At 64.1% G+C, this 24,580-nt stretch carries 20 protein-coding genes; 6 read left to right on the plus strand and 14 right to left on the minus strand.

Going from position 1 to position 24,580, the window contains the following annotated elements:
* Positions 1-52 precede the first annotated feature (52 nt).
* Positions 53-1,336 (minus strand): tyrosine--tRNA ligase, encoded by a 1,284-nt coding sequence (gene tyrS, locus NYE40_RS14315; RefSeq protein ID WP_339278589.1) that lies wholly within the window; start codon positions 1,334-1,336, stop codon positions 53-55.
* A gap of 508 nt (positions 1,337-1,844) precedes the next feature.
* On the opposite strand from tyrS, the gene NYE40_RS14320 reads away from it, so the two are divergent.
* Entirely contained in the window at positions 1,845-4,958 is a 3,114-nt protein-coding gene (locus NYE40_RS14320; RefSeq protein ID WP_101809302.1) for a transglycosylase domain-containing protein, read from the plus strand.
* Positions 4,959-5,086: 128 nt separating this feature from the next.
* On the opposite strand, the gene acsA is transcribed toward NYE40_RS14320, so the two are convergent.
* Positions 5,087-6,808 carry an acetate--CoA ligase gene (gene acsA, locus NYE40_RS14325; protein ID WP_028596925.1) on the minus strand — a complete coding sequence of 574 codons (1,722 nt, stop codon included), beginning with the start codon at positions 6,806-6,808 and terminating at the stop codon, positions 5,087-5,089.
* Positions 6,809-7,083: 275 nt separating this feature from the next.
* On the opposite strand from acsA, the gene NYE40_RS14330 reads away from it, so the two are divergent.
* On the plus strand, positions 7,084-7,716 hold the full coding sequence (locus NYE40_RS14330; RefSeq protein ID WP_028596926.1) for a GNAT family N-acetyltransferase: 633 nt from the start codon (positions 7,084-7,086) through the stop codon (positions 7,714-7,716).
* Between the two features lie 19 nt (positions 7,717-7,735).
* On the plus strand, positions 7,736-8,917 hold the full coding sequence (locus NYE40_RS14335; protein WP_101809303.1) for an acetoin utilization protein AcuC: 1,182 nt from the start codon (positions 7,736-7,738) through the stop codon (positions 8,915-8,917).
* A 70-nt stretch (positions 8,918-8,987) separates the two neighbouring features.
* On the opposite strand, the gene NYE40_RS14340 is transcribed toward NYE40_RS14335, so the two are convergent.
* The 4 genes from NYE40_RS14340 to NYE40_RS14355 all read right to left on the minus strand — a co-directional run bounded on the left by NYE40_RS14340 (position 8,988) and on the right by NYE40_RS14355 (position 11,590).
* Positions 8,988-9,695, minus strand: coding sequence for a 5'-methylthioadenosine/adenosylhomocysteine nucleosidase (locus NYE40_RS14340; protein ID WP_101809304.1), 708 nt, complete (start codon positions 9,693-9,695; stop codon positions 8,988-8,990).
* Entirely contained in the window at positions 9,692-10,702 is a 1,011-nt protein-coding gene (gene ccpA / locus NYE40_RS14345; protein ID WP_028596929.1) for a catabolite control protein A, read from the minus strand. Before ccpA ends, NYE40_RS14340 begins: the two co-directional genes overlap by 4 nt.
* A gap of 93 nt (positions 10,703-10,795) precedes the next feature.
* Positions 10,796-11,134 (minus strand): bacillithiol system redox-active protein YtxJ, encoded by a 339-nt coding sequence (gene ytxJ / locus NYE40_RS14350; RefSeq protein WP_101809305.1) that lies wholly within the window; start codon positions 11,132-11,134, stop codon positions 10,796-10,798.
* Positions 11,135-11,176: 42 nt separating this feature from the next.
* Complete coding sequence (locus NYE40_RS14355) at positions 11,177-11,590, minus strand: hypothetical protein (RefSeq protein WP_101809306.1); 414 nt, start codon at positions 11,588-11,590, stop codon at positions 11,177-11,179.
* A gap of 270 nt (positions 11,591-11,860) precedes the next feature.
* Between NYE40_RS14355 and NYE40_RS14360 the strand changes: the two genes are divergently transcribed.
* The gene (locus NYE40_RS14360) at positions 11,861-12,385 is read left to right on the plus strand and encodes a type 1 glutamine amidotransferase domain-containing protein (RefSeq protein ID WP_101809307.1); all 525 of its coding nucleotides are present in this window, start codon (positions 11,861-11,863) and stop codon (positions 12,383-12,385) included.
* Between the two features lie 67 nt (positions 12,386-12,452).
* Here the strand turns inward: NYE40_RS14360 and ptsP are convergent, their stop codons facing one another.
* The 5 genes from ptsP to NYE40_RS14385 form a co-directional block, all read right to left on the minus strand.
* Positions 12,453-14,222 carry a phosphoenolpyruvate--protein phosphotransferase gene (gene ptsP, locus NYE40_RS14365; protein ID WP_052332842.1) on the minus strand — a complete coding sequence of 590 codons (1,770 nt, stop codon included), beginning with the start codon at positions 14,220-14,222 and terminating at the stop codon, positions 12,453-12,455.
* Positions 14,219-16,108, minus strand: coding sequence for a glucose PTS transporter subunit IIA (locus NYE40_RS14370; RefSeq protein ID WP_028596933.1), 1,890 nt, complete (start codon positions 16,106-16,108; stop codon positions 14,219-14,221). Before NYE40_RS14370 ends, ptsP begins: the two co-directional genes overlap by 4 nt.
* Positions 16,109-16,235: 127 nt before the next feature.
* Positions 16,236-16,664, minus strand: coding sequence for a CoA-binding protein (locus NYE40_RS14375; RefSeq protein ID WP_028596934.1), 429 nt, complete (start codon positions 16,662-16,664; stop codon positions 16,236-16,238).
* 78 nt (positions 16,665-16,742) lie between these two features.
* Positions 16,743-18,035, minus strand: coding sequence for a 3-phosphoshikimate 1-carboxyvinyltransferase (gene aroA / locus NYE40_RS14380; protein WP_339278590.1), 1,293 nt, complete (start codon positions 18,033-18,035; stop codon positions 16,743-16,745).
* A gap of 49 nt (positions 18,036-18,084) precedes the next feature.
* Positions 18,085-18,639: a shikimate kinase gene (locus NYE40_RS14385; RefSeq protein ID WP_028596936.1), complete on the minus strand. Its 555-nt coding sequence runs from the start codon at positions 18,637-18,639 to the stop codon at positions 18,085-18,087.
* A gap of 135 nt (positions 18,640-18,774) precedes the next feature.
* Between NYE40_RS14385 and NYE40_RS14390 the strand changes: the two genes are divergently transcribed.
* Complete coding sequence (locus tag NYE40_RS14390) at positions 18,775-19,077, plus strand: hypothetical protein (RefSeq protein ID WP_028596937.1); 303 nt, start codon at positions 18,775-18,777, stop codon at positions 19,075-19,077.
* Here NYE40_RS14390 and gndA read toward each other — a convergent pair.
* From gndA to NYE40_RS14405, 3 genes are all read right to left on the minus strand, one after another.
* Positions 19,074-20,495, minus strand: coding sequence for an NADP-dependent phosphogluconate dehydrogenase (gene gndA, locus NYE40_RS14395; RefSeq protein ID WP_028596938.1), 1,422 nt, complete (start codon positions 20,493-20,495; stop codon positions 19,074-19,076). The genes NYE40_RS14390 and gndA overlap by 4 nt on opposite strands.
* A gap of 150 nt (positions 20,496-20,645) precedes the next feature.
* Positions 20,646-22,226 (minus strand): gluconokinase, encoded by a 1,581-nt coding sequence (locus tag NYE40_RS14400; protein ID WP_339278591.1) that lies wholly within the window; start codon positions 22,224-22,226, stop codon positions 20,646-20,648.
* A gap of 521 nt (positions 22,227-22,747) precedes the next feature.
* The gene (locus NYE40_RS14405) at positions 22,748-23,344 is read right to left on the minus strand and encodes a hypothetical protein (protein WP_028596940.1); all 597 of its coding nucleotides are present in this window, start codon (positions 23,342-23,344) and stop codon (positions 22,748-22,750) included.
* Positions 23,345-23,677: 333 nt separating this feature from the next.
* On the opposite strand from NYE40_RS14405, the gene NYE40_RS14410 reads away from it, so the two are divergent.
* The gene (locus NYE40_RS14410) at positions 23,678-24,364 is read left to right on the plus strand and encodes a DUF1054 domain-containing protein (protein WP_101809310.1); all 687 of its coding nucleotides are present in this window, start codon (positions 23,678-23,680) and stop codon (positions 24,362-24,364) included.
* Positions 24,365-24,580: the final 216 nt, after the last annotated feature.

The raw sequence follows: 24,580 nt of genomic DNA on the forward strand, positions 1-24,580 counted from the left end.
CTTCTATACGCCCGATTCAAGGAAATGTTTCACTACTTTGACAAATGACCGGTCAACTTTTATCGAAGCGGATCCGCGCCATCCTCCGGCGTCCGACCTGAACGACATCCCCATCCCGGGGACGCAGCTCCGCGGACGCATCGTCCAGCCGCTCTCCGTTGATCCGGACAGCGCCTTGCTGCACGCTCCGGCGCGCCTCGCTGCCGGATTCGGACAGTCCGAGGACGGTCAGCAGCCGGGACAGCCGGATCGCTCCGTCCTCCAGCTCCGTTCCCTGCAGAAACGCTTCCTCGATCTCCTCCGGGAGCTCCCGCTGCTGGAATACCTCGCGGAACCGCTCGGCCGCTGCGTCGGCCGCTGCGGCGCCGTGGTACTGGCGGACGAGCGTCCAGGCGAGGCGCTGCTTCGCTTCCATCGGATGGAGAGCTCCGCTCTCCAATCCGTCGCGGATTCCGGCCTGCTCGGCTTCGTCCAGATCGGTCGCCAGCAGGAAGTATTTCGCCATCAGCTCGTCGGGGATGCTCATCGCCTTGCCGAACATGTCGGAAGGCTCGTCGGAGATGCCGATGTAGTTGCCGAGGCTCTTGCTCATCTTCTGCACGCCGTCGAGGCCTTCGAGGATCGGCATCGTGATCGCGATCTGGCGGCGCTTGCCGTACTCTTTTTGCAGCTGGCGTCCCATGAGCAGGTTGAACGTCTGGTCGGTGCCGCCAAGCTCGACGTCCGTATCGAGCGCGACGGAATCGTAGCCCTGCATCAGCGGGTAGAAGAACTCATGGATGCCGATCGGCTGGCCCGCCCGATGCCGCTTGGTGAAGTCGTCCCGCTCCAGCATGCGCGCGACCGTCGACTTGGCCGCCAGCCCCAGAATGTCGCCGAACTGGAGCGGAGACAGCCATTCGGAATTGTAGTACAGCTTGGTCCGCTCAGGATCGAGAACCTGGAACATCTGATCCTGGTACGTCTGCGCGTTGCGACGCACGTCCGCCTCCGACAGCGGCTTGCGCGTCTCCGACTTGCCCGTCGGATCGCCGATGCGGCCGGTGAAGTCGCCGATGATGAGCTGGACCTGATGGCCCAGGCTCTGGAACTGGCGCAGCTTCTGCAGCACGACCGTATGGCCGATATGGATGTCCGGCGCCGACGGGTCGAGGCCGAGCTTCACGTTGAGCGGCCTGCCCTCGAGCACCGACTGCTCCAGCTTCTCCCGCAGCCCGTCCGCCGGGACGATCTCCGCCGCTCCGCGGGCGAGAATGTCCAGCTGGCGCCTGACCTCCTCCTGCTGCGCCTCCGACAAGCGCTTCTTCTCCTGCTCCTTCTGCTCCTCAACGCTCATGATGGGGGTCCCCTTTCTTAAATGAAATGCAAAAAGATCCTTCTTGTCCGAAGGGACGAGAAGGATCAGCTCGCGGTACCACCCTTGTTGGAGCGGCGGCTTCTCCATTCGGAAAAGCCAAAACTGCCCCCACTTCGTTGAAGATAACGGAAGACTGCTTCCGGGACCGGACTACATGCCGATCGCTCAGCCTCGTCCAGCCGGCTCCGGGCGGTAATTCGCCAAGACGCTGCGCACCGGTTCACACCACCCACCGGCTCTCTGATCCGCTTCGACGTCCGGCTACTGGAGGCCCATCCATGCCGTTCACGCTATGCGCATCCGCGGACCGGGCCGGGATGCGGTTTGTTGCTGCAAGTTATATCATGCCCCTGGCGCGGCTGTCAACCCGCAGCATTTTCCGATAGCAGACGGCAGGCGGCGAATCGCAGCGAACGCTGTCCGCCCGTGCCGATTCAGGAAGCATGTGATATAATAGCTCTGTTCATTTGGAGGAGGATACGTACATATGGCTCAAGACCAGGAACAGCTCCGCAAGCCGCGCAGCGGCTGGAGGACCTTCGGCCTTGTCGTCTGGATAACGGTCAAATGGCTCGTTATATTCGGCATCACGGGCGCCTTGTTCGCGGGAGGCATCGCCACCGGCTATGTCGCCGCGCTCGTCAAGGACGATCCGGTGCGGCCGGGCAGCGAGCTCGAAGCCAAGGTCAACGAAAACGCCTTGACCGGCTTCGTCTACTTCAACGACGGCACGACGCCGGTCGGTCAGCTGAGGACCGACGAGGATCGCCGGCTCGTCGACCTGTCGAACATCCCGCAGTCCGTCATCGACGCCCTGCTCTCGACCGAAGACAGCAATTTTTATAATCATATCGGAGTCGACTACAAAGGCCTCGGCAGAGCGGTCAAGGAAAAGCTGCTGAACGAGGACCGGCAGACCGGGGGCAGCACGCTGACCCAGCAGGTCGCCCGCCGCGTCTTCCTCAGCCTCGACCGCACGGACAGCCGCAAGTTCAAGGAGATCCTGCTGTCCATCCGGATGGAGCGCTACCTGACCAAGGAGCAGATCCTGGCCGCGTACCTCAACAAGATGCCGTTCGGCAACGGCTCGTCCGGCTACAACCTGTACGGCATCAAGTCGGCCTCGATCGGCATCTTCAACATCGCCGACCTGAACAAGCTCAATCTGGCGCAGTCGGCCTATCTTGCCGGCCTGCCGCAGCTGCCGTCCGCCTACTCGGCGTTCAACGGCAAGGGCCAGTTCAACGAGTCCGGCTTCAACCGGGCGATCTCCCGCCAGAAGTTCGTCCTCTCCCGCATGCTGGAGACCGGCCGCATCACGCAGGCCGAGTACGACGAGGCGCTCGCCTTCGACATCAAGGGCTCGCTCGCGCCGCATCGCGAGAAGGCGTACAACACGTTCCCGTACCTGATGCTCGAGACGGAGCGGGAGGCGGCCGAGCTCATCGCCCTCAAGCAGAACCCGAATCTCCAAAAAGCGGATCTCGCCAAAAGCGAGAACGCCGAAATCGTGCAGGCGGCGCGCGAGCAGCTGCTCCGCTCGGGCTACCGCATCTACACGACGATCGACAAGGTCATCTACAACAACATGCGCGAGATCGGCAACGATCCCGACAACTTCGGCCCGACGAGCAAGTCCAAAGGACCGGAGCAGGCGGCCGCGATCATGATCGACCATCATACGGGAGCGATCCTCGGCATGCTGGAAGGGCGCGACTTCAACATCGAGCAGATGAACTACGCGACCCAGATGACCCGCCAGCCCGGCTCGACAATGAAGCCTATCTCGGCCTACCTGCCGGCGCTCGAAGCCGGGCTCGTACAGCCGGCAAGCGTGCTGGACGATTCGCCGATCATCCTCAAGGACGGCCAGAAGGGCTACCATATCCCGATGAACGCCAACAAGAAGTTCAACGGCCTCGTCACGGCGAGGGATGCGCTCAACCGTTCGCTGAACATCCCGGCGCTCAAGCTGTTCCTCGACAAGGTGACGATCGAGAAGGCGTGGGAATTTTCCCGCTCGCTCGGCATCACGACGCTGCAGCCGGAGGACGACAACGCCCAGACCGGCGTCATCGGCGGACTGAGCAAAGGCGTTTCCGTCAAAGAGCTGACAAACGCGTACGCGACGATTCCGAACGGCGGCAAGTACAACGAGCCGTATCTCATCAGCAAGATTGTCGACGCCTCCGGCCATATCGTCTATGAGCACAAGCTGGCGCCGAAGCAGGTGTACTCGGAGCAGACGGCGTTCCTCATGACGGACATGCTGCGCACCGTCATCGCCGACCGGAGCGGCACGGGCCACAGCGTAGCGAGCAGCTTCGACGCGTACGGCAAGATTCCGATCGCCGGCAAGACCGGCTCGACGCAAAGCTACGGCGACGTTTGGTTCATGGGCTTCAGCCCCGACATCACGCTTGGCGTCTGGGTCGGCTATAAGGAGCAGAAAAATACGCTCGTCAAAGCCTCCCAGTCCAGGGCGCGCACGCTCTGGTCCAAAATCATGAACGAAACGGTCAAGGACCGTCCGGACATCTTCAAGACCGACGCGTTCCCGCAGCCGGGCGGGCTCGTCAAGGCGACCGTATCGAGCGTCAGCGGCCTGCTGCCGAGTCCGCTGATCCGCTCGAGCGGCCTGCTCACGACCGACTGGTTCAACAAAAAATACCTTCCGGTCAAAGTCGACGACGTGCTCGGCGCGATGAGCTTCATCCGCTACAACGGCGTCAACTACATCGCCCAGGACGGCACGCCTGCCGACTTCGTGTTCACGAAGACGACGATCCGGCGCGAGAAGCCGCTCGGCGATCTGATCGAGGAGATCAACAAGGCGCAGGCCGTCATGCCGGCCGAATACCGCAAGCCGATCTCCGCGTTCATCCCCAAAGACGCCGAGAGCGAGGCTCCGTCGAGGCTCGATCCGCGGCAGGATGACGGAGCGGCGCCGTCCGCGCCTTCCAATGTCGCGCTGGAGTCGCTGAGCGGCGCCTACCGCATCACCTTCTCGGCGAGCCCGCAAAACGACGTCGTCGGCTACCGCCTCTACCGCTCGTCGGGCGGCGACTTCGCCAAGGTCGGCGATTCCATCCTGGCCGGCGACGCCACGGCATTCGTCGACCGCTCCGGCGGCTTCGGCAGCACGTACTACGTCACCGCGGTCGACGTCGCGGGGCATGAGTCCGAGCGCAGCCAGACGGTCAGCCCTGGCGGCTCGCTGCCGGGCCTTCCGGGCCTTCCGGGCTTCCCGGACACGGGCAACGGCTCCGGAGACGGCGGAGCTCCTCCAGCTAAGGAGCAGCCCGGCAACGAGCAGCAGCCTGCAGCGATGAAGCCGTCCGGTCCAAGCGGGCTCAAGGCTTCCGGCACCGGCACCGGCGTCAAGCTCGAATGGAGCGCCAACAGCGCCGCGGAAGGAGTCACCTCGTATCAGGTGTACTTCAGCGCCGGCAACGACGGCAGCTTCCAGAACATCGGCTCGACCGGCGGCACGAGCTTCGAATACGTCGCTCCGATCAGCACCGGCACGTTCCGGATCACGGCCGTCAATGCGGCCGGAGAGTCGGACTTTTCCCAAGCGGTCACCTGGTCGGCCCGCTGATCCTTCTTGCCTGGCTTGCGGACAGCTTCCTCGGTCCGCAAGCTTTTTTTCTAGACATAAAAACAAGAAGAAGCCCTGCTCCGATCGGAGCAGGGCTTCTTCTTGTGCGGCATGAAGGATAACGGGGATCAGTCCTCGATCGTCGACAGGTCGCCCGTCGGCAGGTTCAGCTCCCAAGCCTTGAGGACGCGGCGCATGATCTTGCCGCTGCGCGTTTTCGGCAGCTTGTCTTTGAACTCGATCTCGCGCGGCGACGCGTGCGCGGACAGCCCTTCCTTGACGAAGCGGGCGATGTCCGCCTTGAGCTCGTCGGAAGGCTCGAAGCCTTCGCGCAGGGAGATGAACGCCTTGATGATCTCGCCGCGCATCGGATCGGGCTTGCCGATGACGCCGGCCTCGGCGACGGCGGGATGCTCCACCAGCTTGCTCTCGACCTCGAACGGTCCGACCCGCTCGCCCGCCGTGTTGATGACGTCGTCGATGCGGCCTTGGAACCAGAAGTAGCCGTCCTCGTCGCGGTAGGCGGAGTCGCCGGAGATGTACCAGCCCGGAATGCGGAAGTACTCCTCGTACTTGGCCGGATTGTTCCAGATCTTGCGCATCATTGACGGCCAAGGCGTGCGTACCGCCAGATTGCCCATGCGGTACGGCGGCAGCTCGTTGCCTGCATCGTCGATGATGGCGGCCTCGACGCCGGGGATCGGCCTTCCCATCGAGCCCGGCTTGATCTCCATCGACGGGTAATTGCAGATGAGCTGTCCGCCCGTCTCCGTCATCCACCACGTATCGTGGATGCGCTGGCCGTACACTTTGAGTCCCCAGCGGACGACCTCGGGATTGAGCGGCTCGCCCACGCTCAGCACATGGCGCAGGCTGGAAAGATCGTATTGAGCGACGCTGTCGTCGCCTGCGCCCATCAGCATGCGGAACGCCGTCGGCGCGCTGTACCAGACGGTCACGCCGTAGCGCTGGAGCGTCGTGTACCAGTCCTGCGGACTGAAGCGGCCGCCGCGGATGACGTTCGTGGCGCCGTTCAGCCAAGGCGCGAAAATGCCGTACGACGTGCCCGTCACCCAGCCCGGGTCGGCGGTGCACCAGTAGACGTCGTCTTCCTTCAGGTCAAGGACGACCCGTCCCGTATGGTAATGCTGCAGCATCGCGTTCTGCACGTGGAAGACGCCCTTGGGCTTGCCGGTGGAGCCGGACGTGTAGTGGATGAGCAGCCCGTCCTCGCGGTCCAGCCATTCGATCTGCGCCTCTTCGGAAGCGGCGGCCATCTCGTCCTTGTAGGAGACCGTGCCCTCCGGCACGTCTTCATCGGATACGACGATGACATGCTTCAGGTCCGGCAGCTCGTCGCGCTTGATCCGGGGCAGCAGCGCCGGCGTCGTCACGATCGCCGTCGCCGTGCTGTCGAGCAGCCGGTCCTTGACCGCCGTCTCCATGAACGCCTCGAACAGAGGGCCGACGACGACGCCGACCTTGAGCGAGCCGAGCAGCGCCACGTAGAGCTCCGGAGAGCGGGGCATGAAAATGAACAGCCGCTCGCCCTTGCTGAGGCCCAGCTTGCGGAGGACGTTGGAGAAGCGGTTCGACAGGCGGCTCAGCTGCTCGAACGTATAGGATTCATCCCGCTTCGGATCGCTGTAGAGCAGAGCGGTCTTCTGCCCCCGGCCCTCGGCCAGATGGCGGTCGATCGCCTCGTGCGCCATATTGACCTTGCCCGTCTCATGCCAGGTGAAATGCTTCTCTACCTCGCTCCAGTCAAACGAAGCATGCTCTTCCTCATAGCTGCCCATATTCGGAGAAGCAGCGGAAACCGCGATCTTTTCCTTGTGGTCAATCGACATGCTAATCACCTTCCATCGTCATCATCGTAGTGTACTGCAACGGATCGGATGCGCTTACAAGCCAAGGATGAATCGGAATTCATGTTCCTCCAGTATAGCATATGGAAATGTATGCGCCTACTTTTCGCCTATTTTTACCCCTGTTCGACTAAAAAGTCGCCCTCCGGGCGTGACGCTTGTCCTTTCCATCCCGCTTTTTTTCTGCTATAAGTGATAAGAGGCGCGGACCGCCTATTTTTGGTCTGCCGCCATTTCGCTTTGGAGGTGCGATCACGTTGGAGCCTATCAAGCGCCACCATTCCCTTGTCGTTCCTTTCGGCAATCGGGAGCTCGTGCTCGAAGGGCCGGTCGATCCGTCCCGGCTCGCCGACTGTACGATGCATCCCGGCCTGGATGCCTTCCGCCGGCCGAAGGATCAGCTGGAAGCGTTGATCGAGATCGCCGGCCTCGAGGAAGGCCGCATCATCATAACCCGCGACGGAGACATGATCGTCGGCTACGTCACCTTCCATTATCCGGACGAGCTGGAGCGCTGGTCCGAAGGCGGCATGGACGATCTGATCGAGCTCGGCGCCGTCGAAGTGGCAAAGGACTACCGCTCCGTCGGACTCGGCAAAAAAATGATCGCGCTCGCATTCGAGGACGGGCAGCTGGAGAACTTCATCGTCTACACGACCGAGTACTATTGGCACTGGGATCTGGAGGGCACCGGCCTCGGCATCTGGGACTACCGCCGCATGATGGAGAAGCTGATGAAATCGGTCGGCATGGTCTGGTTCGCCACCGACGACCCGGAGATCTGCTCCCATCCGGCCAACTGCCTCATGGTGCGCATCGGCAAGCAGGTCCCGCTGTCGTCGGTCGAGCAGTTCGACCGCGTCCGGTTCCGGCAGCGATTCATGTACTGATCGATTCAGGAGGAAGAACATGAAGGATAAAGCCGTCTATGTCCGCTCGACCGGCGCAAGCCCGTATAGGTTCAACGATGAGCATCCGTTCAGCCCGCTGCGCGTGGAGCTCGCCGAGACGCTGCTCGAAGCGAGCGGGGCTCTGCCTTCCGAATCCGTCTTGAAAGCGGATACGGCCCTGGATGAGCAGCTCGCGCTCATCCACCGCCCCGACTACATCGAGGCGGTGCGCGGCCTCAGCCAGCCGGTTCCGCCGGCCAGCGCCGCGGGACTCGCCCGCCGCTTCGGCCTCGATTCCGAGGATACGCCCTATTTCACCGGCATGCATGAGGCGGCGTCCGCCATCGTCGGCGGCTCGATCGCGGCGGCGGACGCGGTTCTGTCCGGACGCGCCCTTCACGCCTATCATATGGGCGGCGGGCTGCATCACGCCTTTCCCGGCCATGGCTCCGGCTTCTGCGTCTACAACGACGCCGCGATCGCCATCGCCGCGATGCGGCGCAAGCACGGCGCGCGCGTGCTCTACATCGACACGGACGTCCATCATGGCGACGGCGTGCAGTACGCGTTTTACGAGGATCCGGACGTGTTCACCTACTCGATCCACGAGACCGGCAAGTATTTGTTCCCCGGCACCGGCTTCACCCATGAAAAAGGCATCGACAAAGGCTTCGGCGCCTGCTGCAACGTGCCCGTGCAGCCGTATACCGAGGACGAGTCGTGGCTGGAGTGCTTCACGGAGACCGTCACGCGCATCGCCCGCGCCTTCAAGCCTGACCTTATCGTCAGCCAGCACGGTTGCGACGCGCATGCGTTCGATCCGCTGTCGCATGTGCATTGCAGCATGCGGATCTATCTGGAGATGCCTCGGCTGATCCGCCAGCTTGCCCATGAGCTGTGCGACGGACGGTGGGTGGCGCTCGGCGGCGGCGGCTACGACCCGTGGCGCGTCGTCCCGCGCGCATGGTCGCTCGTCTGGCTCGTCATGTCCGGCCACCCGCTCGCTTCCCGGCTGCAGGAGCCGCAAGGCGGCCTCTCCCTTCTGCCCCAAGCCTGGCTTGAGCTCTGGCAGCCTCAGGCTCCGGTCGCGCTGCCCCTCCACTGGCTCGACGATACGTCGGCCTGGAGCCCGATGCCGCGTCGCGCCGAGATCACGCTCCAAAACCGGCGGACATGGGAGCTTTCGGCCCAGGACTATTGATGTCGACATGCCAAAAAGCAGCCGCCGGCCTCCTCTCGGAGACCGGCGGCTGCTGGTCTAGAAATCGCGCTCAGCCTCGGCTGAGGCGGCGGATCATCGCGTCGATGACTTGGAACGACTGGTTCGCGGCCAGCATCGTGAATTCCTCGAAATTCATATGCGCGCTGCCGTCCGCCTGATCGGACATCGACCGGATGACGACATACGGCACCTCGTTGAGATGGCAGACTTGAGCGACCGCCGCGCCCTCCATCTCGGCGCAGGCTCCGCCGAAGCTGTCGCGCAGCTGCTGCACCTTGTCCCGGCTGGCGATGAACTGGTCGCCCGACAGCACGATGCCGCGGATCGCCTTGCCCTTGGCGGCCGACTGGCCGGCTTCCGCCGCCAGCTCGACCAGCTCCGCGTCGGCGGGGAAGACCGATACTTCCTGATACGGGATGACGCCCGGTCCGAAGCCGAGGGCGGTCACGTCCATATCGTGCTGGATGCAGGCCGTCGACACGACGATGTCGCCGATGCGCAGCTCGGGATCGATCGCGCCGGCCACGCCGGTGAACAGGACGCAGTCCGCGCCGAGATCGACGAGAGCCTGCGTGCAGACGGCGGCGTTCACCTTGCCGACGCCCGACTTGACGGCGAGGATCGGCTGTCCGTGCAGCGTGCCGCGACGAAACGTCATGCCCGCCTTGCGCGTCTCCTCGCCCATTTCGGCGCTGCGGAAGAGCAGCTCGAGCTCCTCCGCCATCGCGCCGATGATTCCGATCGTTCCGTACGTCATGCTTTTGCCGCTCCGGCCGAGTTCCGCTTGACGATGTCATGAGGCAGGACGACCTTCGCCTGCTCGACCGGCTCCTTTTTCATCAGCTTGGTGAGCAGGCGCATCGATACGGCGCCGATGTCGTACATCGGCTGGGCGACGGCAGACAGCGTCGGACGGACCATCTCCGCCATGCGGCTGTTGTCGACGCTGATGACCGAGATGTCGCCGGGCACGGCGAGGCCCTTGTCCTGGATCGCATGGATGGCGCCGATCGCCATTTCGTCCGTCGCCGCGAAGACGGCGGTCGGCAGCTTGTCCAGCTCGAGGAAATGACCCATCGCCTCGACGCCGGACTCGTACCGGTAATTGCCGATGCGCACGAAGTCTTCGCGCTCCGCGATGCCGGCTTCCTGCAAGGCGCGCTTGTAGCCTTGGTAGCGGGCGTAGCCGTTCGACGGATCCTGCAGCGTGCCGCTGATCATCGCGATGTCGCGATGGCCTTGGCCGATCAGCGTCTTGACGGCGTCGTAGGCGGCCGCCTCATGATCGATGTCGACGGACGGAATCTCGTTCTGCTCGTCTGTCGTCGCGCACAGCACGACCGGCACGTTGGCCGTCTTGAACGCCTGCTTATGCTCCTCCGTCACCGCGCCGCCCATGAAGAGAAGGCCGTCGACCTGCTTCTCCAGCAGCGTGTTGATGACGCGGATCTCCTTTTCCTTGCGCTTGTCGGCGCTGCACAGGATGATATTGTAGTGGTACATGTTGGCGATATCCTCGATGCCCCGCGCGACCTCGGCGAAGTTCGAGTTGGAGATGTCGGGGATGACGACGCCGACGGTCGTCGTCTTCTTGCTGGCGAGTCCGCGCGCTACCGCGTTCGGGCGGTAGCCGAGCCTTTCGATCGCCTCGTACACCTTCTTGCGCGTTTGCGGCTTGACGTTGGGATTGTTGTTGACGACGCGGGAGACCGTAGCCATGGACACTCCCGCTTCTCTTGCAACATCGTAAATGGTTACAGTCACGGTTCCTTCTCTCCAATATGATGAATTATTTGGCAGCATGATACCCCTCTACGTTACGGCTATCATACGACAAACGCAGGGGCGGTTGCAATGTCAGCGGGCGTTCTCGGCCAGCGAGGACTCCGTAATGTTCCAGTGCGAGGCGTTCCACTCGGCCTTGCCGTCCTTCACCAGAATCGCCTGCGGCGAAGCGTGCTTGACGCCGAGGCTTTCCTCGATGGCGTTCGATACCGGACGCTCCTCGACGACGCGCACGAGCGCCGTTTCCACGCCCTCGTCCTTGGCCGCACGCGTCCAGCTCTCCCACGCTTCATGAGCCTCGGCGCTGACCGAGCAGCGCGTGCTGTGCTTGAACACCAGCACCGGCTTCTCATGCGACTTTTCGAGCACGCGGTTCCAATCCTCTAGCGTCTGAAGGGAAATGAAGCTCATCGGTTCCCACTCTCCTATTCGTTCGATAGTCGGCTTTTGTTCTTATGTATGCAAGGTGCAGCGGCTCAGCTGGGCGAGCCTTTTCTCGATATCCTGCCTCCACGTCTCGTCTCCGACCGATCCGGCAAGCAGCAGCAGCTCCAGCAGGCTGTCGATGCGCTCGTCTACGATCTGCTGGACGGCGGCGCCGTTCGGCGTCTTGCGGGTGGCGGAAGCCTCTAGCAGTAAATCTGCCCACTCGTTCAGCTCGTTAAACAAAAGCGTCTGCTTGGCCGGCTCTTCGCCGAGCTGGCCGATCAGGCCCGTCAGGTCGGGCTTCACTTCCGGCAGCACCTCGCTGCGGCTGCAGGAAGGGCAGGAATAGATCGGAACATTGTCGATTTCGACCTTGCCGGAGTAAATGACGGTGCGCAGCTTCATCGTCATCGTCTGTCCGCAAGTACAGGTTTTGTGCATGATTGGTCCACTCCTTCGTCATCGGCAGCATGGCCGCCCGGCCCGGCAGCGGCGAATCCGCTTGCTCGGCGCCCGGGCTCCGCTCTGCCCGGCGGCGCTGGGAGGCACGACGTTCCCGTCCGTGCTCGCTTTTGCTTACTTCGACCTTTTTCGCGAAAATTCCTGCTGACGCGCGGCAAGCATTTTCTGTCAGCGGTTTTGCCGCGCCCGTCCGTTTGATTTGTCCTGTCTCCCTGCCTTACAATGGCTGCTAGAGGAGAGTGATCGAACATGACGCTGCAAGGAAAACGAGTCATCTGCCTCCTGGATGACGAATTCGAGGATCTCGAGCTGTGGTATCCCGTCTATCGCGTCCGGGAGGAGGGAGCCCTCGTGGAATTCGCCGGTCCGTCGAAAGGCAAGACCCATATCGGCAAGTACGGCGTGCCCGCGACCGCCGATCTCGCCTACGAGGAGATCGACGCCTCGCAGGTGGACGGGCTGCTCGTGCCCGGCGGCTGGGCGCCGGACAAGATCCGCCGCTATCCCGAGGTGCTGCGCCTCGTGCAGGAGATGGACCGCGACGGCAAGCCGATCGGCCAGATCTGCCATGCCGGCTGGGTGCTCATTTCCGCCAAGATCCTGCAGGGCCGCCAAGTGACCTCCACGCCCGGCATCCGTGACGACATGGAGAATGCCGGAGCGGTCTGGCATGACGAGGCCGTCGTCGTGGACGGCAACCTGATCTCGGCGCGCCGTCCGCCGGATCTGCCGCCCTATGCCAAAGCGTTCGTCGATGCGCTGAAAAGCCGCTGAAGACAAGTGCCGCCCCAAGCAAAAGCCTTGCCGGAAACGTTCCGGCAAGGCTTTTTTGGTCGTCCGCCTATCCGTTGCAGCGCCGGCCGTCGGCCAGCTCCGGCGTCTCGCGCTCGTCGACCTCGCGCTTGAAGCGCTGCAGCTGCAGCTTCGCCTCGGCCGCCGTGCTGCTCGCCATCACATGCTCCAGCGCGGCGCGGCTCTCTTCCTGGCTCGTGCGCAGCAGGCGCTCCTTGACCTGCAGGATCGAATGCGACGACATGCTCAGCCCGTCGACGTTGAGCCCGAGCCAGATCGGCAGCGCCGCCGGATCGCCGGCCATCTCGCCGCATACGCCGACCGTGATGCCCTGCCTCCGCCCGGCCTCCACCGTCGTGCGCAGCATGCGCAGCACCGCCGGATGGTAAGGCTCGTAGAGATGCGAGATCTTGTCGTTCATCCGGTCGACGGCGAGCGTGAACTGAACGAGGTCGTTCGTGCCGATGCTGAAAAAGTCGACCTCTCTGGCCAGCAGCTCCGCGATCATGACGGCGGCCGGCAGCTCGATCATGACGCCGGTCTCCATCGCCCGGTTGAACGGCTTGCCTTCCGCCTCGAGCTCCGCCATCGCCTCGCGCAGCAGCCGGTTCGCCTCCCGCACCTCCTCGACCGAGGAGATGAGCGGGTACATCACCTTGACGTCTCCATAGTGAGAGGCGCGGAGGATGGCGCGCAGCTGCGTGCGGAACAGGTCCTTGCGGTCGAGGCTGATGCGGATCGCGCGATAGCCGAGAAAAGGATTCTCCTCCTCCGGCAGCTCGAAGTAGTCGAGATGCTTGTCGCCGCCGATGTCGAGCGTGCGGATGACGAGCGGACCGCCGTCCAGCTTTTCGGCGACGCTGCGGTACACCTCGAACTGCTCCTCTTCCTTGGGAAAGCGGGTCCGGTCCATGTAGAGGAACTCCGTGCGGAACAGCCCGACGCCGTGCGCTCCGCTCGACAAGGCGATCTCCAGCTCCTTGAGGGAGCTGATGTTGGCCGACAGCCGCAGCCGCTTGCCGTCCGGCGTCGACGGATCGACATGGGCCAGGCCGCGCAGCCGGGCCTTCTCCTCCTCCTGCTCCTGCTTGAGCCGGGCATAGGCGGCGACGAGCTCCGCCGAAGGACTCAGCTCCACGAAGCCGCTCCCGCCGTCCAGCAGCAGGACGTCGCCGGTCTGCACGCGCTCCTCCAGGTCGTCGTCGACCGCGACGACGAGCGGGATGCCGAGCGCCCGGGCCATGATCGCCGAATGCGACGTCGTGCTGCCGCCGAAGGTGACGATGCCGAGCACGTTGCGCGGATTGAGATGGGCGAGCTGCGAAGGAGACAGCTCCTTGGCCACGAGGACGTAAGGCTGCGTATCGGAAGGAAGGGTGATCTCGGGCGCGCCGAGCAGATGCTTGAGCAGCCGGTTGCCGACATCGCGGATGTCGAGCGCCCGCTCCTTCATGTACTCGTCGTCCAGCAGGTCGAACATCGTCACGAAGTGGTCGATCGCTTCCTTGACCGCCACCTCCGCCGCCTTGTACTGCCGCTCGATCATGCCCTGGATCTCGTTCATGAAGACCGGATCGTCCAGAATCGCCAGATGGGCGTCGAAAATGCTCCTCTCGTCGGGACCGACAACCTCGCTGAGCTCGTCTTTCATCTGCTCAATCTCGACCTTGGAGGTGCGGATGCCCTCGTAAAGGCGCTCGAACTCCCGCGCCAGGTCGGCGACGTCGATCTTCTGCTCCGGCAGGTCCCATTCCCAGTTCGGGAGCACGAAGCACTTGCCGATCGCGATTCCCGCCGAAGCTCCAATTCCCTGTGTCATGAGCGTTTCCCTCCAGCCTGACTGTCCTTGGATTCGCGAAGCATGACGGACATGACGGCCGTCTGGCCCCGCTTCACCGTCTTGAATGGTCCGAAGCCCCACGAACGGACGAGCTGCGGATTCGTGATGAGCATCGGCGTCGCCAGCGACTTGCCCGCCTTGCGCAGCCGCTGGATGTCGAACGAGATGAGCAGCTGGCCGGGGATGACCTCATCCCCTTCCTTGACCGCCGCATGGAAATAGCCGTCCAAGGACGACGTATCGATGCCGATATGCATCAATACCTCCAAGCCCTCCGGCGTACGCAGGCCGATGGCGTGCATCGTCGGATAGAGCAGGATGACCTCGCCCTTGACCGGGGCGACGAGCTCTCCGCGCTCCGGCAGGAACGCCGCCCCGTCGCCGACGAGCTTGCCCGCGAAGATCGGATCGGGCACCTCGTCCAGCGGAATCATCCGGCCCTGGACCGGCGAGCTGAACAGCACCTGCGCGCGGTCGCGCTGCATCGTCTTGAGCATCTCCTCGCGGATCAGCTCGGAGAACGTGCCGAAGACGACCTGCACGTTGCCGCCGCCGAGCCGGATGACGCCGGCCGCGCCGAGATCGCGCAGCGCCGCGTTGTCGAGCAGCTTGTCGTTGCGCACCTTGATCCGCAGCCGGGTGATGCAGGCCTCGAGCGTCTCGACGTTCTCCTTGCCGCCGATCGCCTGCAGGATGAGCGGCGCGCGGTACGGGATGTCGCCGGCCCACTCGTCGAGCGCCGAGCCTTCCTCGCGTCCCGGCGTCGGAATCTGGAAGCGGCGGATCGCCCAGCGGAAAAGTCCATAATACAGCAGAAACACGACGATGCCCAGAGGAAGAAGCAGCCAGCCCTTGGTCGCCAGATGCATGTTGATGACGTAGTCGATCGCGCCGCCGGAGAACGAGAAGCCGTGCCGGATGCCGAGCTCGTACGCGGCCCACATGATGAGGCCGGACAACACGGAATGGATGACGAACAGATAGGGCGCGACGAACAGGAAGGCGAACTCCACCGGCTCCGAGACGCCGGTCAGGAACGAGGCGAGCGCCGCCGACAGGAACGTGCGCTTGATCTTCGGCTTGAGATCCTCCCGCGCCTCCTGGATGATCGCCAGCGCGATCGCCGGCAGGGCGAACATCATCGTCGGATACAGCCCGGCCATGAACGCCCCCGCAGTCGGGTCGCCCGCGAAGAAGCGCGGCAGGTCGCCGTACACCATCTCGCCTCCGTCCATCCGGTAGCCGCCGATCTGGAACCAGAACACATGGTTGAGCAGATGATGCAGGCCGAATACGACGAGAATGCGGTGCAGGAAGCCGTACAGGAACACGCCGAAGCCTCCGGCCGAGGCGACGACGTCGCCGAGCCAGAGCAGGCCGCGGCTCAGCGAAGGAGCCGCCGCGACCATGAACAGCGAGAACAGGATGCAGACGAAGCTGACGAACAGCGGCACGAACCGCGGACCCCCGAAAAACTGGATCGACTCGGGCAGCCGGATCGACTTGAACCGCTCGTAGCTGTATCCGGCGAGCATGCCGATCAGCGCGCCGATCAGCACCGTCGGCTCGATGTCGTAGCTGCTCGACTGCACGATGCCCGAGTAGATGAACATGCCGGCCAGCGCGGACAGGCTCGCCGCTCCCCCGTTGCTCGAGGTGCCCCAGGCGACTCCGGCGGCGAACAGATAGGGCAGGAAGAGGAACAGCGAGCGGCCGGCGATCTGCAGGTACTCCGCCATCGCCGGCAGGCCCGCCGCATCCCACGGAAGCTGCGCCAGGCTCATGCAGATCGCCGCGGCAGGCAGCACGATCATCGGCAGCATGACGGCCCGGCCGAGCTGCTGCAAGTTGCCCATGAAGTTCAAGCCTGCTCCTCCTTTCTTGCTACCGATCTAGATTACGCCGCGCGCCCTATCCTTGTCAAAAGAAAGAAGGCAGGCCGGCTCGGCCTGCCTCCGCGCTTGTCCGGACGGCTGCTCGGCAGCGTCCGCCTCAGCGGATTCGGGGCTGGAGGATGGAGTCCTCCACCTTGATGCAGCGGTCCATCACGACGTCGAGCCCGCCCTGGCGGGCGATCTCGGCCGCTTCCTCGCTGTAGACGCCGAGCTGCAGCCAGAGCACCTTGGCTCCGGCTGCGACCGCCTCGCGCGCGATGTCGGGCGTGAACTCGCTGCGCCGGAACACGTTGACGATGCCGATCGGCTCCGGCACGGAGGCGAGGTCGGGGTAGCAGCGCTCCCCCAAAATGTCGCCTTGCACCGCCGGATTGACCGGAATGATGCGGTAGCCCCGCTGCTGCATCGCCTGCGAGACGGCATGGGACGTGCGGTCCGGCTTGTCGGAGAGGCCGACGACCGCGACGGTCGTGTGCGCCTCGAGCAGGCTCTTGATCTGTTCGCGTTCGGGATTGGCAAACGGCATGGCGTACGATTCCTCCTCGGCATGGGTAAGGATGGGTTGCGTCAAAATATACGTTGCCCCGAGCGGCGGGCGCTTACGCTACTCCTGCCACTGCACGTTCGCGCCGAGCGCCTGCAGATGGTCGAAGAAGATCGGGTACGACTTGGCGACATGATGCGCGTCGCGGATGCGCAGCGGCTGGCGGCAGCGCAGGCCGACGACCGTCAGCGCCATGATGACGCGGTGGTCGTAGTGGGCGTTGATCTCGACGCCGCCCTCCAGACCTTCCGGCTTGCCGTGCACGATGATCTCGTCGCGCTTCTCCTCGACGTCCGCTCCCGCCTTGCGCAGCTCCGCCAGGTAGTCGGTGATGCGGTCGCATTCCTTGTAGCGCAGGTTCTCGACGTTGTAAAAGCGGGACGTGCCCTCGGCGTACACGGCCGCCGCGACCATCGCCAGCACCGCGTCGGTGGCCGCGTCTCCGTCGAATTCGACCGCCTTGAGCTTGCCGTTGCCGCGCACGGTAATGTCGTCGCCGTCATGCACGAGCGGCGTCTCCATCATGCGCAGCACGTCGACGACGGCGCGCTCGCCCTGGCGGCTCTTCTCCGGCAGGCCGTGGATCGTCACCTCGGAGCGCGTGACCGCCGCTGCGGCCAGCACCGCCGCCGAGCCCGGATAATCGCCCTGCACCCGGTAGGTGCGCGCCTGGTAGCGCTGGCCGCCCGGCACGCGATAGCGCATCAGGTCCTCGGACGCTTCGATGACGATGCCCGCCTGCTCCAGCACCTCCAGCGTCTGGCCGACGACGACCTTGGACTTGAGGTCGTCCAGCACCTCGATCTCGCTGTCCTCCTCCAGCAGCGGCGCGAGGAACAGCAGCGCGCTCAGGAACTGCGAGCTGACGTTGCCCGATACGGTGATGTTGCCGCCCTTCGGCGCGCCGCCGCGGATCGTGATCGGCAGCTTGCCCTCATGGTCGTCGACCTCGACGCCGAGCTGGCGCAGCGAGACGATCAGATCGTCGTGCGGGCGCTTGCCGAGCGAGTTCGGGTACGCATTGACGAACGTCACGTCCGGACAAAGCGCAGCGACCGCCATCAGGAAGCGCAGCACGGCGCCGGCATTGCCGACATTGAGCTCGCGCACGTCGCGCGGCTTGCTGCCGAAGCCCTTGATGACGATCTTCTCGCCGTCCTCCTCCAGCTCTGCGCCGATGTCGCGGATGCAGCGCCGCATCGCGTCGCTGTCCTCGCTGTGCGCCGGATGATAGATCGTGCTCGTGCCTTCCGCCAGCGCGGCCACGAGCAGGTAGCGGGTCGTGTAGTTTTTGGAGGATAGAGCCTGGATGCTGCCCTTCAGCTCCGGTGTCGGCGTTACCACTACGTCCATGTTCGTCATACCCCTTTGTCTGTTGGTTGAAAATTTGTCTGCCGGAGGGCTACAGGTCGGAAGCGCGGTAAAGCCTTGAAGCGTCTTGATACGCCAAGGCTACCGCCTCCGCCGCTTGCTCCGGGGAAAGTCCGTCCGTCATCACCTGCAGAGGCGCGAAATCGTACGCCCCCCGGCGCTTCTCCAGCAGCTCGCGGACTTTGGCGGCCGGATCGCCCGCCAGCAGCGGACGGCCCTGGTCATGCCGCACCCGCTCCACGATGACAGCCTCGGAAGCCTGCAGCGCCGCGACGAACGCGCCGCCCAGCATGAGCTGCCGGTTGCGCTCGCGCAGCACCGCTCCGCCGCCGGTCGCGATGACGAGCGGATCTCCGCATGCCAGCAGCCGCTCGAGCGCTCTTGTCTCCGCGTCGCGGAAGAAGGCTTCTCCGCGCGTCGCGAACAGCTCGGCGATCGAGCTGCCCTGCTCCCGCACGACCTCGGCATCGGTGTCGGCGCATCGCCAGCCGAGCCGCTCGGCCAGCATGGCGGCTACTGTCGATTTGCCCGTGCCCATGAAGCCAATGAGGACAATTTTGTCCCTATCCTGTTCTGCCTGGCGCATCGTGTCTGTCTTCCCACCCTTGCGGTCGTTTTCCTTCCGAATATCATATCATCAATTGCTAGAGACGGGGTATAAAAATCTCTATTTTTCATAAGGATTGAATAGAGAACGAGAACGGCATAAGGAGGCGGTTCCATGACCGGCCGCAGCTTGGATCCAGGGGCCGCCGAACGGCGGATGAGCCGGATCGTCGGGTCCGGCGAGACGCTCTCGCGGGAGGACGTCATCTGGGCGCTCGATTATATCCGAAAAAAAGTGGCTGACGGCGCCCCTGCCTTGCAGGGGCTGCCGCAGCCACGTTGGTTGACTTGCTTCGAGGGCTTCGCCGAGGCCTCCATGAGCCTGCTGCGCTCGCCGCGCAGCGGCCCGCTGGAGGCCGACCGGCTGCGCCGGAAGCTGCGCGAGGCGCTGGAAGCGCTGGAGCCGGATCGGCCTTAGCCTTCGCTGGAGTCCATCCACTCGAAGTGGAAGGCGCCTTCCTTGTCCGTGCGCTGGAACGTATGCGCGCCGAAGTAGTCGCGCTGCGCCTGCAGCAGGTTCGCCGGCAGGCGCTCCGTGCGGTAGCTGTCGAAGTACGCCAGCGCGCTGGAGAAGCCCGGCACCGGGATGCCGCTCGCCACGGCCGCCGTGATTACTTCGCGCCAAGCTCCCTGGTACGATTCGACGATGTTCTTGAAGTACTCGTCGAGCAGCAGGTTCCGAAGCTCCGGATCGCGGTCGTAGGCGTCCTTGATGTTCTGCAGGAAGCGGGCGCGGATGATGCAGCCGCCGCGGAAGATCATCGCGATGTCGCCGTAGCGCAGGTTCCAGCCGAACTCGTCGGATGCCGCGCGCATCTGGGCGAAGCCCTGCGCGTAGGAGCAGATCTTGCTCGCGAACAGCGCCTTGCGCACCGCTTCGACGAAGGCGGCCTTATCGCCTGCATACGGAGCCGGCTTCGGTCCGCTCAGCACCTTGCTCGCGGCGACGCGCTCTTCCTTCATCGCGGACAGGAAGCGCGAGAAGACGGACTGCGTGATGATCGACAGCGGCACGCCGAGGTCGAGGGCGCTTTGGCTCGTCCATTTGCCCGTGCCCTTCTGGCCGGCGGAGTCGAGGATGACGTCGACCATCGGCAGGCCCGTCTCCGGATCCTTCTTGGAGAAGATGTCGGCCGTGATCTCGATCAGGTAGCTGTCGAGCTCGCCTTTGTTCCACTCGGTGAAGATCTCGTGCAGCTCGTCGGTCGAAAGCCCCAGCACCGAGCTCAGCAGATGGTACGCCTCGGTGATGAGCTGCATGTCGCCGTATTCGATGCCGTTATGCACCATCTTGACGTAGTGGCCGGCGCCGCCAGGCCCGATGTACGTGCAGCAAGGGTCGCCGTTCACTTTGGCGGAGATGCCCGTCAGGATCGGCTCGACCAGCTTGTAGGCCGATTCCGGACCGCCCGGCATGATCGAAGGCCCTTTGAGCGCGCCTTCCTCGCCGCCCGATACGCCCGTGCCGACGAAGCGGAAGCCTTGGGCTTCAAGCGCCTTGCTGCGGCGCTCGGTGTCCGGGAAGTAGGCGTTGCCGCCGTCGATGATGATGTCTCCCTGCTCCAGATGAGGCACGAGCTCGTCGATGACCGCGTCCGTAGGACCGCCCGCCTTGACCATGATGAGGATTTTGCGCGGCACTTCCAGGGAAGCGACGAATTCCTCGATCGTGTAGGCCGGATGGAGGTTCTTGCCCGGCGATTCGGCCAGGAGCTCGTCCGTCTTCTCGCGGGAACGGTTGTATACCGATACGGTGAAGCCTTTGCTCTCGATGTTAAGCGCGAGGTTCTTGCCCATGACGGCGAGACCGACAACGCCGATTTGCTGTTTCGACATGAATGACCATTCCTTTGCTGAGTTAGTCCCGATATGCATCTTGCCCTAGTGTACCCTTTTTGATCGGTTATGCAAATGATTGTACCACGAACGATTCGCCGTGCGGAACGCCCGCTACATGAATATTGGATGAACGGCGGACGGAACGCTTCAGCGGCTGTCCGCTCCCGCCCGCTGGATGTCCGCCAGCTCGCGGAACGTTCCGGCCAGCCGGCCGAACACCGGGCGGTAGATCCCGTACAGGCGGTCGTAGGTCAAGCCGGCGTCCGGATCGGGCTCCCGCCGATCGGTGATCGGCACCTCGGGCGCCGCCTCCCCGCCGCGGCCGAGCGCCTCGAGCGCGATCCGGCCCGCTCCGACGGAGGAGGCTTCCGCCGTGTCCATGAGCAGCACGGGCAGCCCCGTCATGTCCGCGAGCATCTGGCGCAGCGGCGCGGAGCGGAGCAGGCCGCCGCTGGCGCGGATCTCGCGCAGCGGGCCGGCCGTCTCCCGCAGCGCTTCCAGCACCGAGCGCAGGCCGTACAGAATGCCCTCCAGGGCGGCGCGGATCAGGTGGCGGCGGTCATGCTCCAGCGACAAGCCGACGAAGACGCCCCGGGCGTCCTCGTTCCAATGCGGAGCCCGCTCGCCCGCCAGATGCGGCAGGCAGAGCAGGCCGTCCGCCCCCGGCGGCGTCTGCATCGCCAGCTCGACCAGGTAGGAATATGGATCCATTCCTTTGCGCTCCGCTTCCTCCGCGATGCCAGGAAACAGCTTGTCCCGCACCCAGCGGAACACGACGCCGCCGCTGTTGACCGGACCGCCCGCGATCCACCGCCCTTCGCCGAGCTCGTAGCAGAACAGCCGCCCCTCGGCGTCCGCCGCCGGGCGGCTCACCGCCGCCCGCACCGCGCCGCTCGTGCCGACGGTCACCGAGGCGATGCCGTCCTGCACCGCTCCCGCGCCGAGATTGGCGAGCACGCCGTCCGCGCCGCCGAGCACGAGCGGCGTGCCCGCAGGCAGGCCGAGGCGCTCCGCCGCTTCTTCGCTCAAGCCTTGCCGATCGATCCAGGCTGCCGGCGCCAGCTCGGGCAGGCGATCGGCTCCGATGCCCGCCAGCTCCAGCGCTTCGGCATCCCAGCGGCGTCCCTGCAGGTCATACAGGCCGGTGCCGCCCGCAATCGACGGATCGACGCGGCAAGGACGCCCCGTCCAGCCACGCATCACATACTCGCGGATGCCGACGAAGCAGGCCGCCTCGCGATGCAGCTGCGGCCGCTGCTCGCGCATCCAGACGAGCTTGCACAGCGGCAGCATCGCATGGACGGGCACGCCGATCCGGCTGCGCAGCCCCTGCAGCGCCTCGTCCTCGCGCAGCCGCCGCGCCTGCTCCGCCGCCCGCTGGTCGGCCCAGGTGATGCAGGGCGTAAGCGCCCTGCCTTGTCCATCGAGCGCGATGAGCGAGTGCATCGCGCTGCTGAACGATAGCGCCAGCACCTGCAGCGGGCGGCCTGCCAGCGCCTGCAGCGCTTGCCGCAGCGCCTGCTCCGCCGCCTCGCGGATCTGATCCGGATCCTGCTCCGCCCAGCCGGGCTCGGCGGCAAGCAGCGGATAGCCGCAGTCGGCGGCGGCCTCGACCGACAGCCGGCCGCCCGACGCATTCATCAGCACCGCCTTCGCGCTCGTCGTCCCGAGATCGATCGCCGCCACCAGCTCCAGCCGGTCCGCGGGACCGCTAACCCTACCATCCATCGTTCGTTCTCCCCCCGAAGTCGCTTCCGAACCGCTTGGCTCAAGCGGCCTTCCTCTAATAGTAGACCCGGCAGCCGTCAAACGCAAAGCCGGAACGGACGCGAAAAAGCCCGTCCGGCGGCGGACGGGCCTCGAGCACGGCCTTCAAGCGGAAAAAGACGGAGCGCTGATCCAAGCGGATCCGCGTCTCCGTCTTCCGGCCGGCTTCAGCTCGCGGCGATGCCGCCGCCAAGCTCCGATTCCGGTCCGCTTGTCACCTTTTGTCACCTTGCCGAATAAGATGGGCTTAACCGCTCGCCTAGTGACTCGCGTGGTTAAAGCTCGTCAATTGACTTACAGCTCCCTGCCCGCGTAACCGCTCGCCTCACCGGTTCGCGAGGTTGCAGCTCTCTGTTCGCGTAACCGCTCGCCTCACCGGTTCGCGTGGTTACAGCTCTCTGTTCGCGTAACCGCTCACCTGACCGGTTCGCGAGGTTACAGCTCCCTGCCCGCGTAACCGCTCGCCTGACCGGTTCGCGTGGTTACAGCTCTAGCTGAAGCATTTCCCCACGCATCTGGACGAGGCGGTCGCGGCTGTCTTCCGCGGCCTGGCTGTCGCCTGCCTGCAGCGCGTCGTAGAGGACGCACAGCTCGTAATCCAGCTCGTAGCGGAGCACCGCTGCCCGCTCCTCCGCTCGGGTCGACTGGAAGGCTTTCGTAATTTCCTCCAGGGTGACGACAGGCTTCTTCTGATAAATAATCCGATGCTCCATCCCTGACACCTCCACGAGTCGAATGATTTCGCCGAACATAATATTTTCAATGACGATCTGACGGTCCTTCATCCGTTTTACGACCGCATGGCCGCGCGTATCGCCGATCAGCTTCTCGATCAGCTCCGACAGCTTTTCGTCCTTGATGATGTAGTCGCCCACGATCTTGTACCGGTTCTTCATTTTTTGGAACCTGAGCTTCACCAGCTTGCGGCCCGTGCGGATCGAGATCAAAAATTGGGCCTCGGTCTCGCTCCAGTAGAGGGAGTAGCCTTCATGGATCAAATCGCGGATGAGATTCTGGATTTGCCGGCGGTCAAATCTCAGCTCCAAGTTGCAATATTCCACTTCGTAGCTTTTATTCACGGCAATCCCTCCCCTGCTTTAGGTTGTTTTGACTAAATGTTCAGACAATTTGATCTTACCCGTAGTTTATACTCCATCTTATGTGATGGCAACTTGGTTTATTGACTAATTTTGAAGAAAAGGGCGCAAGCCTGTTCGGAATGACAGCGCTCCCAATGTCGACTTACGCCGCTCGCGTCCGCCGCGCCTGTCCGGCACGCGGTCTTTCCGCTAAAAGGGAGACTTGTCCAGCCTCGATGCAGGCTGTGATATACTATATGGACGACGATCCGTCCTGATGACCGGGAGCCGGTTCGTCCGCGAACTTTTCATTTACGAAAGGACAACAAGCCTATGATCCAACCTCCATCCCGCGGATCCAGCGCCTCGGCACTGGACGAGCGCCATAAGGACTTCCCCGGCTTCGGACCGGCCGATTTCGACGTTTTCGCCATCGACGGCCTGGAGCCGCGCATGTCGGCCCTCATCTCGGGCATCCGCCCCAAGCTGGAGGAGCTCGGCAGCCGCCTCTCCCCCGAGCTGTCCGTCCTGTCCGGCACGGAGTTCCACCCTCACGTCGCCAAGCACGCCCGGCGCACGGTCAATCCGCCGAGCGACACCTGGGTCGCCTTTGCCGCCAACAAGCGGGGCTACAAGGCGCATCCCCATTTTCAGATCGGCCTGTGGGGCACCCATGCCTTCATCCAGTTCGCCGTCATCTACGAGGCGGAAGGCAAGGCCGAGTTCGCGAGACGCGCCCTCGAGAGGCTGGACGAGATCTACGCCCTGCCTCCGGCCGGACAAGGCTACGTCTGGTCCGGCGACCATACCCGGCCGGAAGCCGCGCCGCATGACGGCATGAGCCGGGACGAGCTGCGGGCGTTGTTCGAGCGCTTGCGCACGGTCAAAGCCGCCGAGCTGCTCTGCGGCGTCCATCTGGACCGCAGCGACCCGCTGCTGCAGGACGGCGAGGCGTTCGTGCGCAAGGCCGAATCGGTGTTCCAGACGCTCATGCCGCTCTACCTGCTGGCGTCTCGCTAAATTCGGACGCGCGCCGGGCGGAAGCCGGCGCCCCGGAACGACAAAGGGGCTGTCCCCAAAGCAAATGGAGACACTCCAAAATCTCCAAAAGAAACAAAGACCTCGAATGAAGCATGAAGCCAGCTGCCTCGGCTCCATTTCCATTCGGGGTCTTTGTGCATCCACAGCTGCCCTCTTCAGTAGATTGTGGGCAAGGGAAGGCCACCCGACCTCCAA

This window comes from Paenibacillus sp. FSL W8-1187, from assembly GCF_037965485.1.
GTDB lineage: Bacteria > Bacillota > Bacilli > Paenibacillales > Paenibacillaceae > Paenibacillus_O > Paenibacillus_O pasadenensis.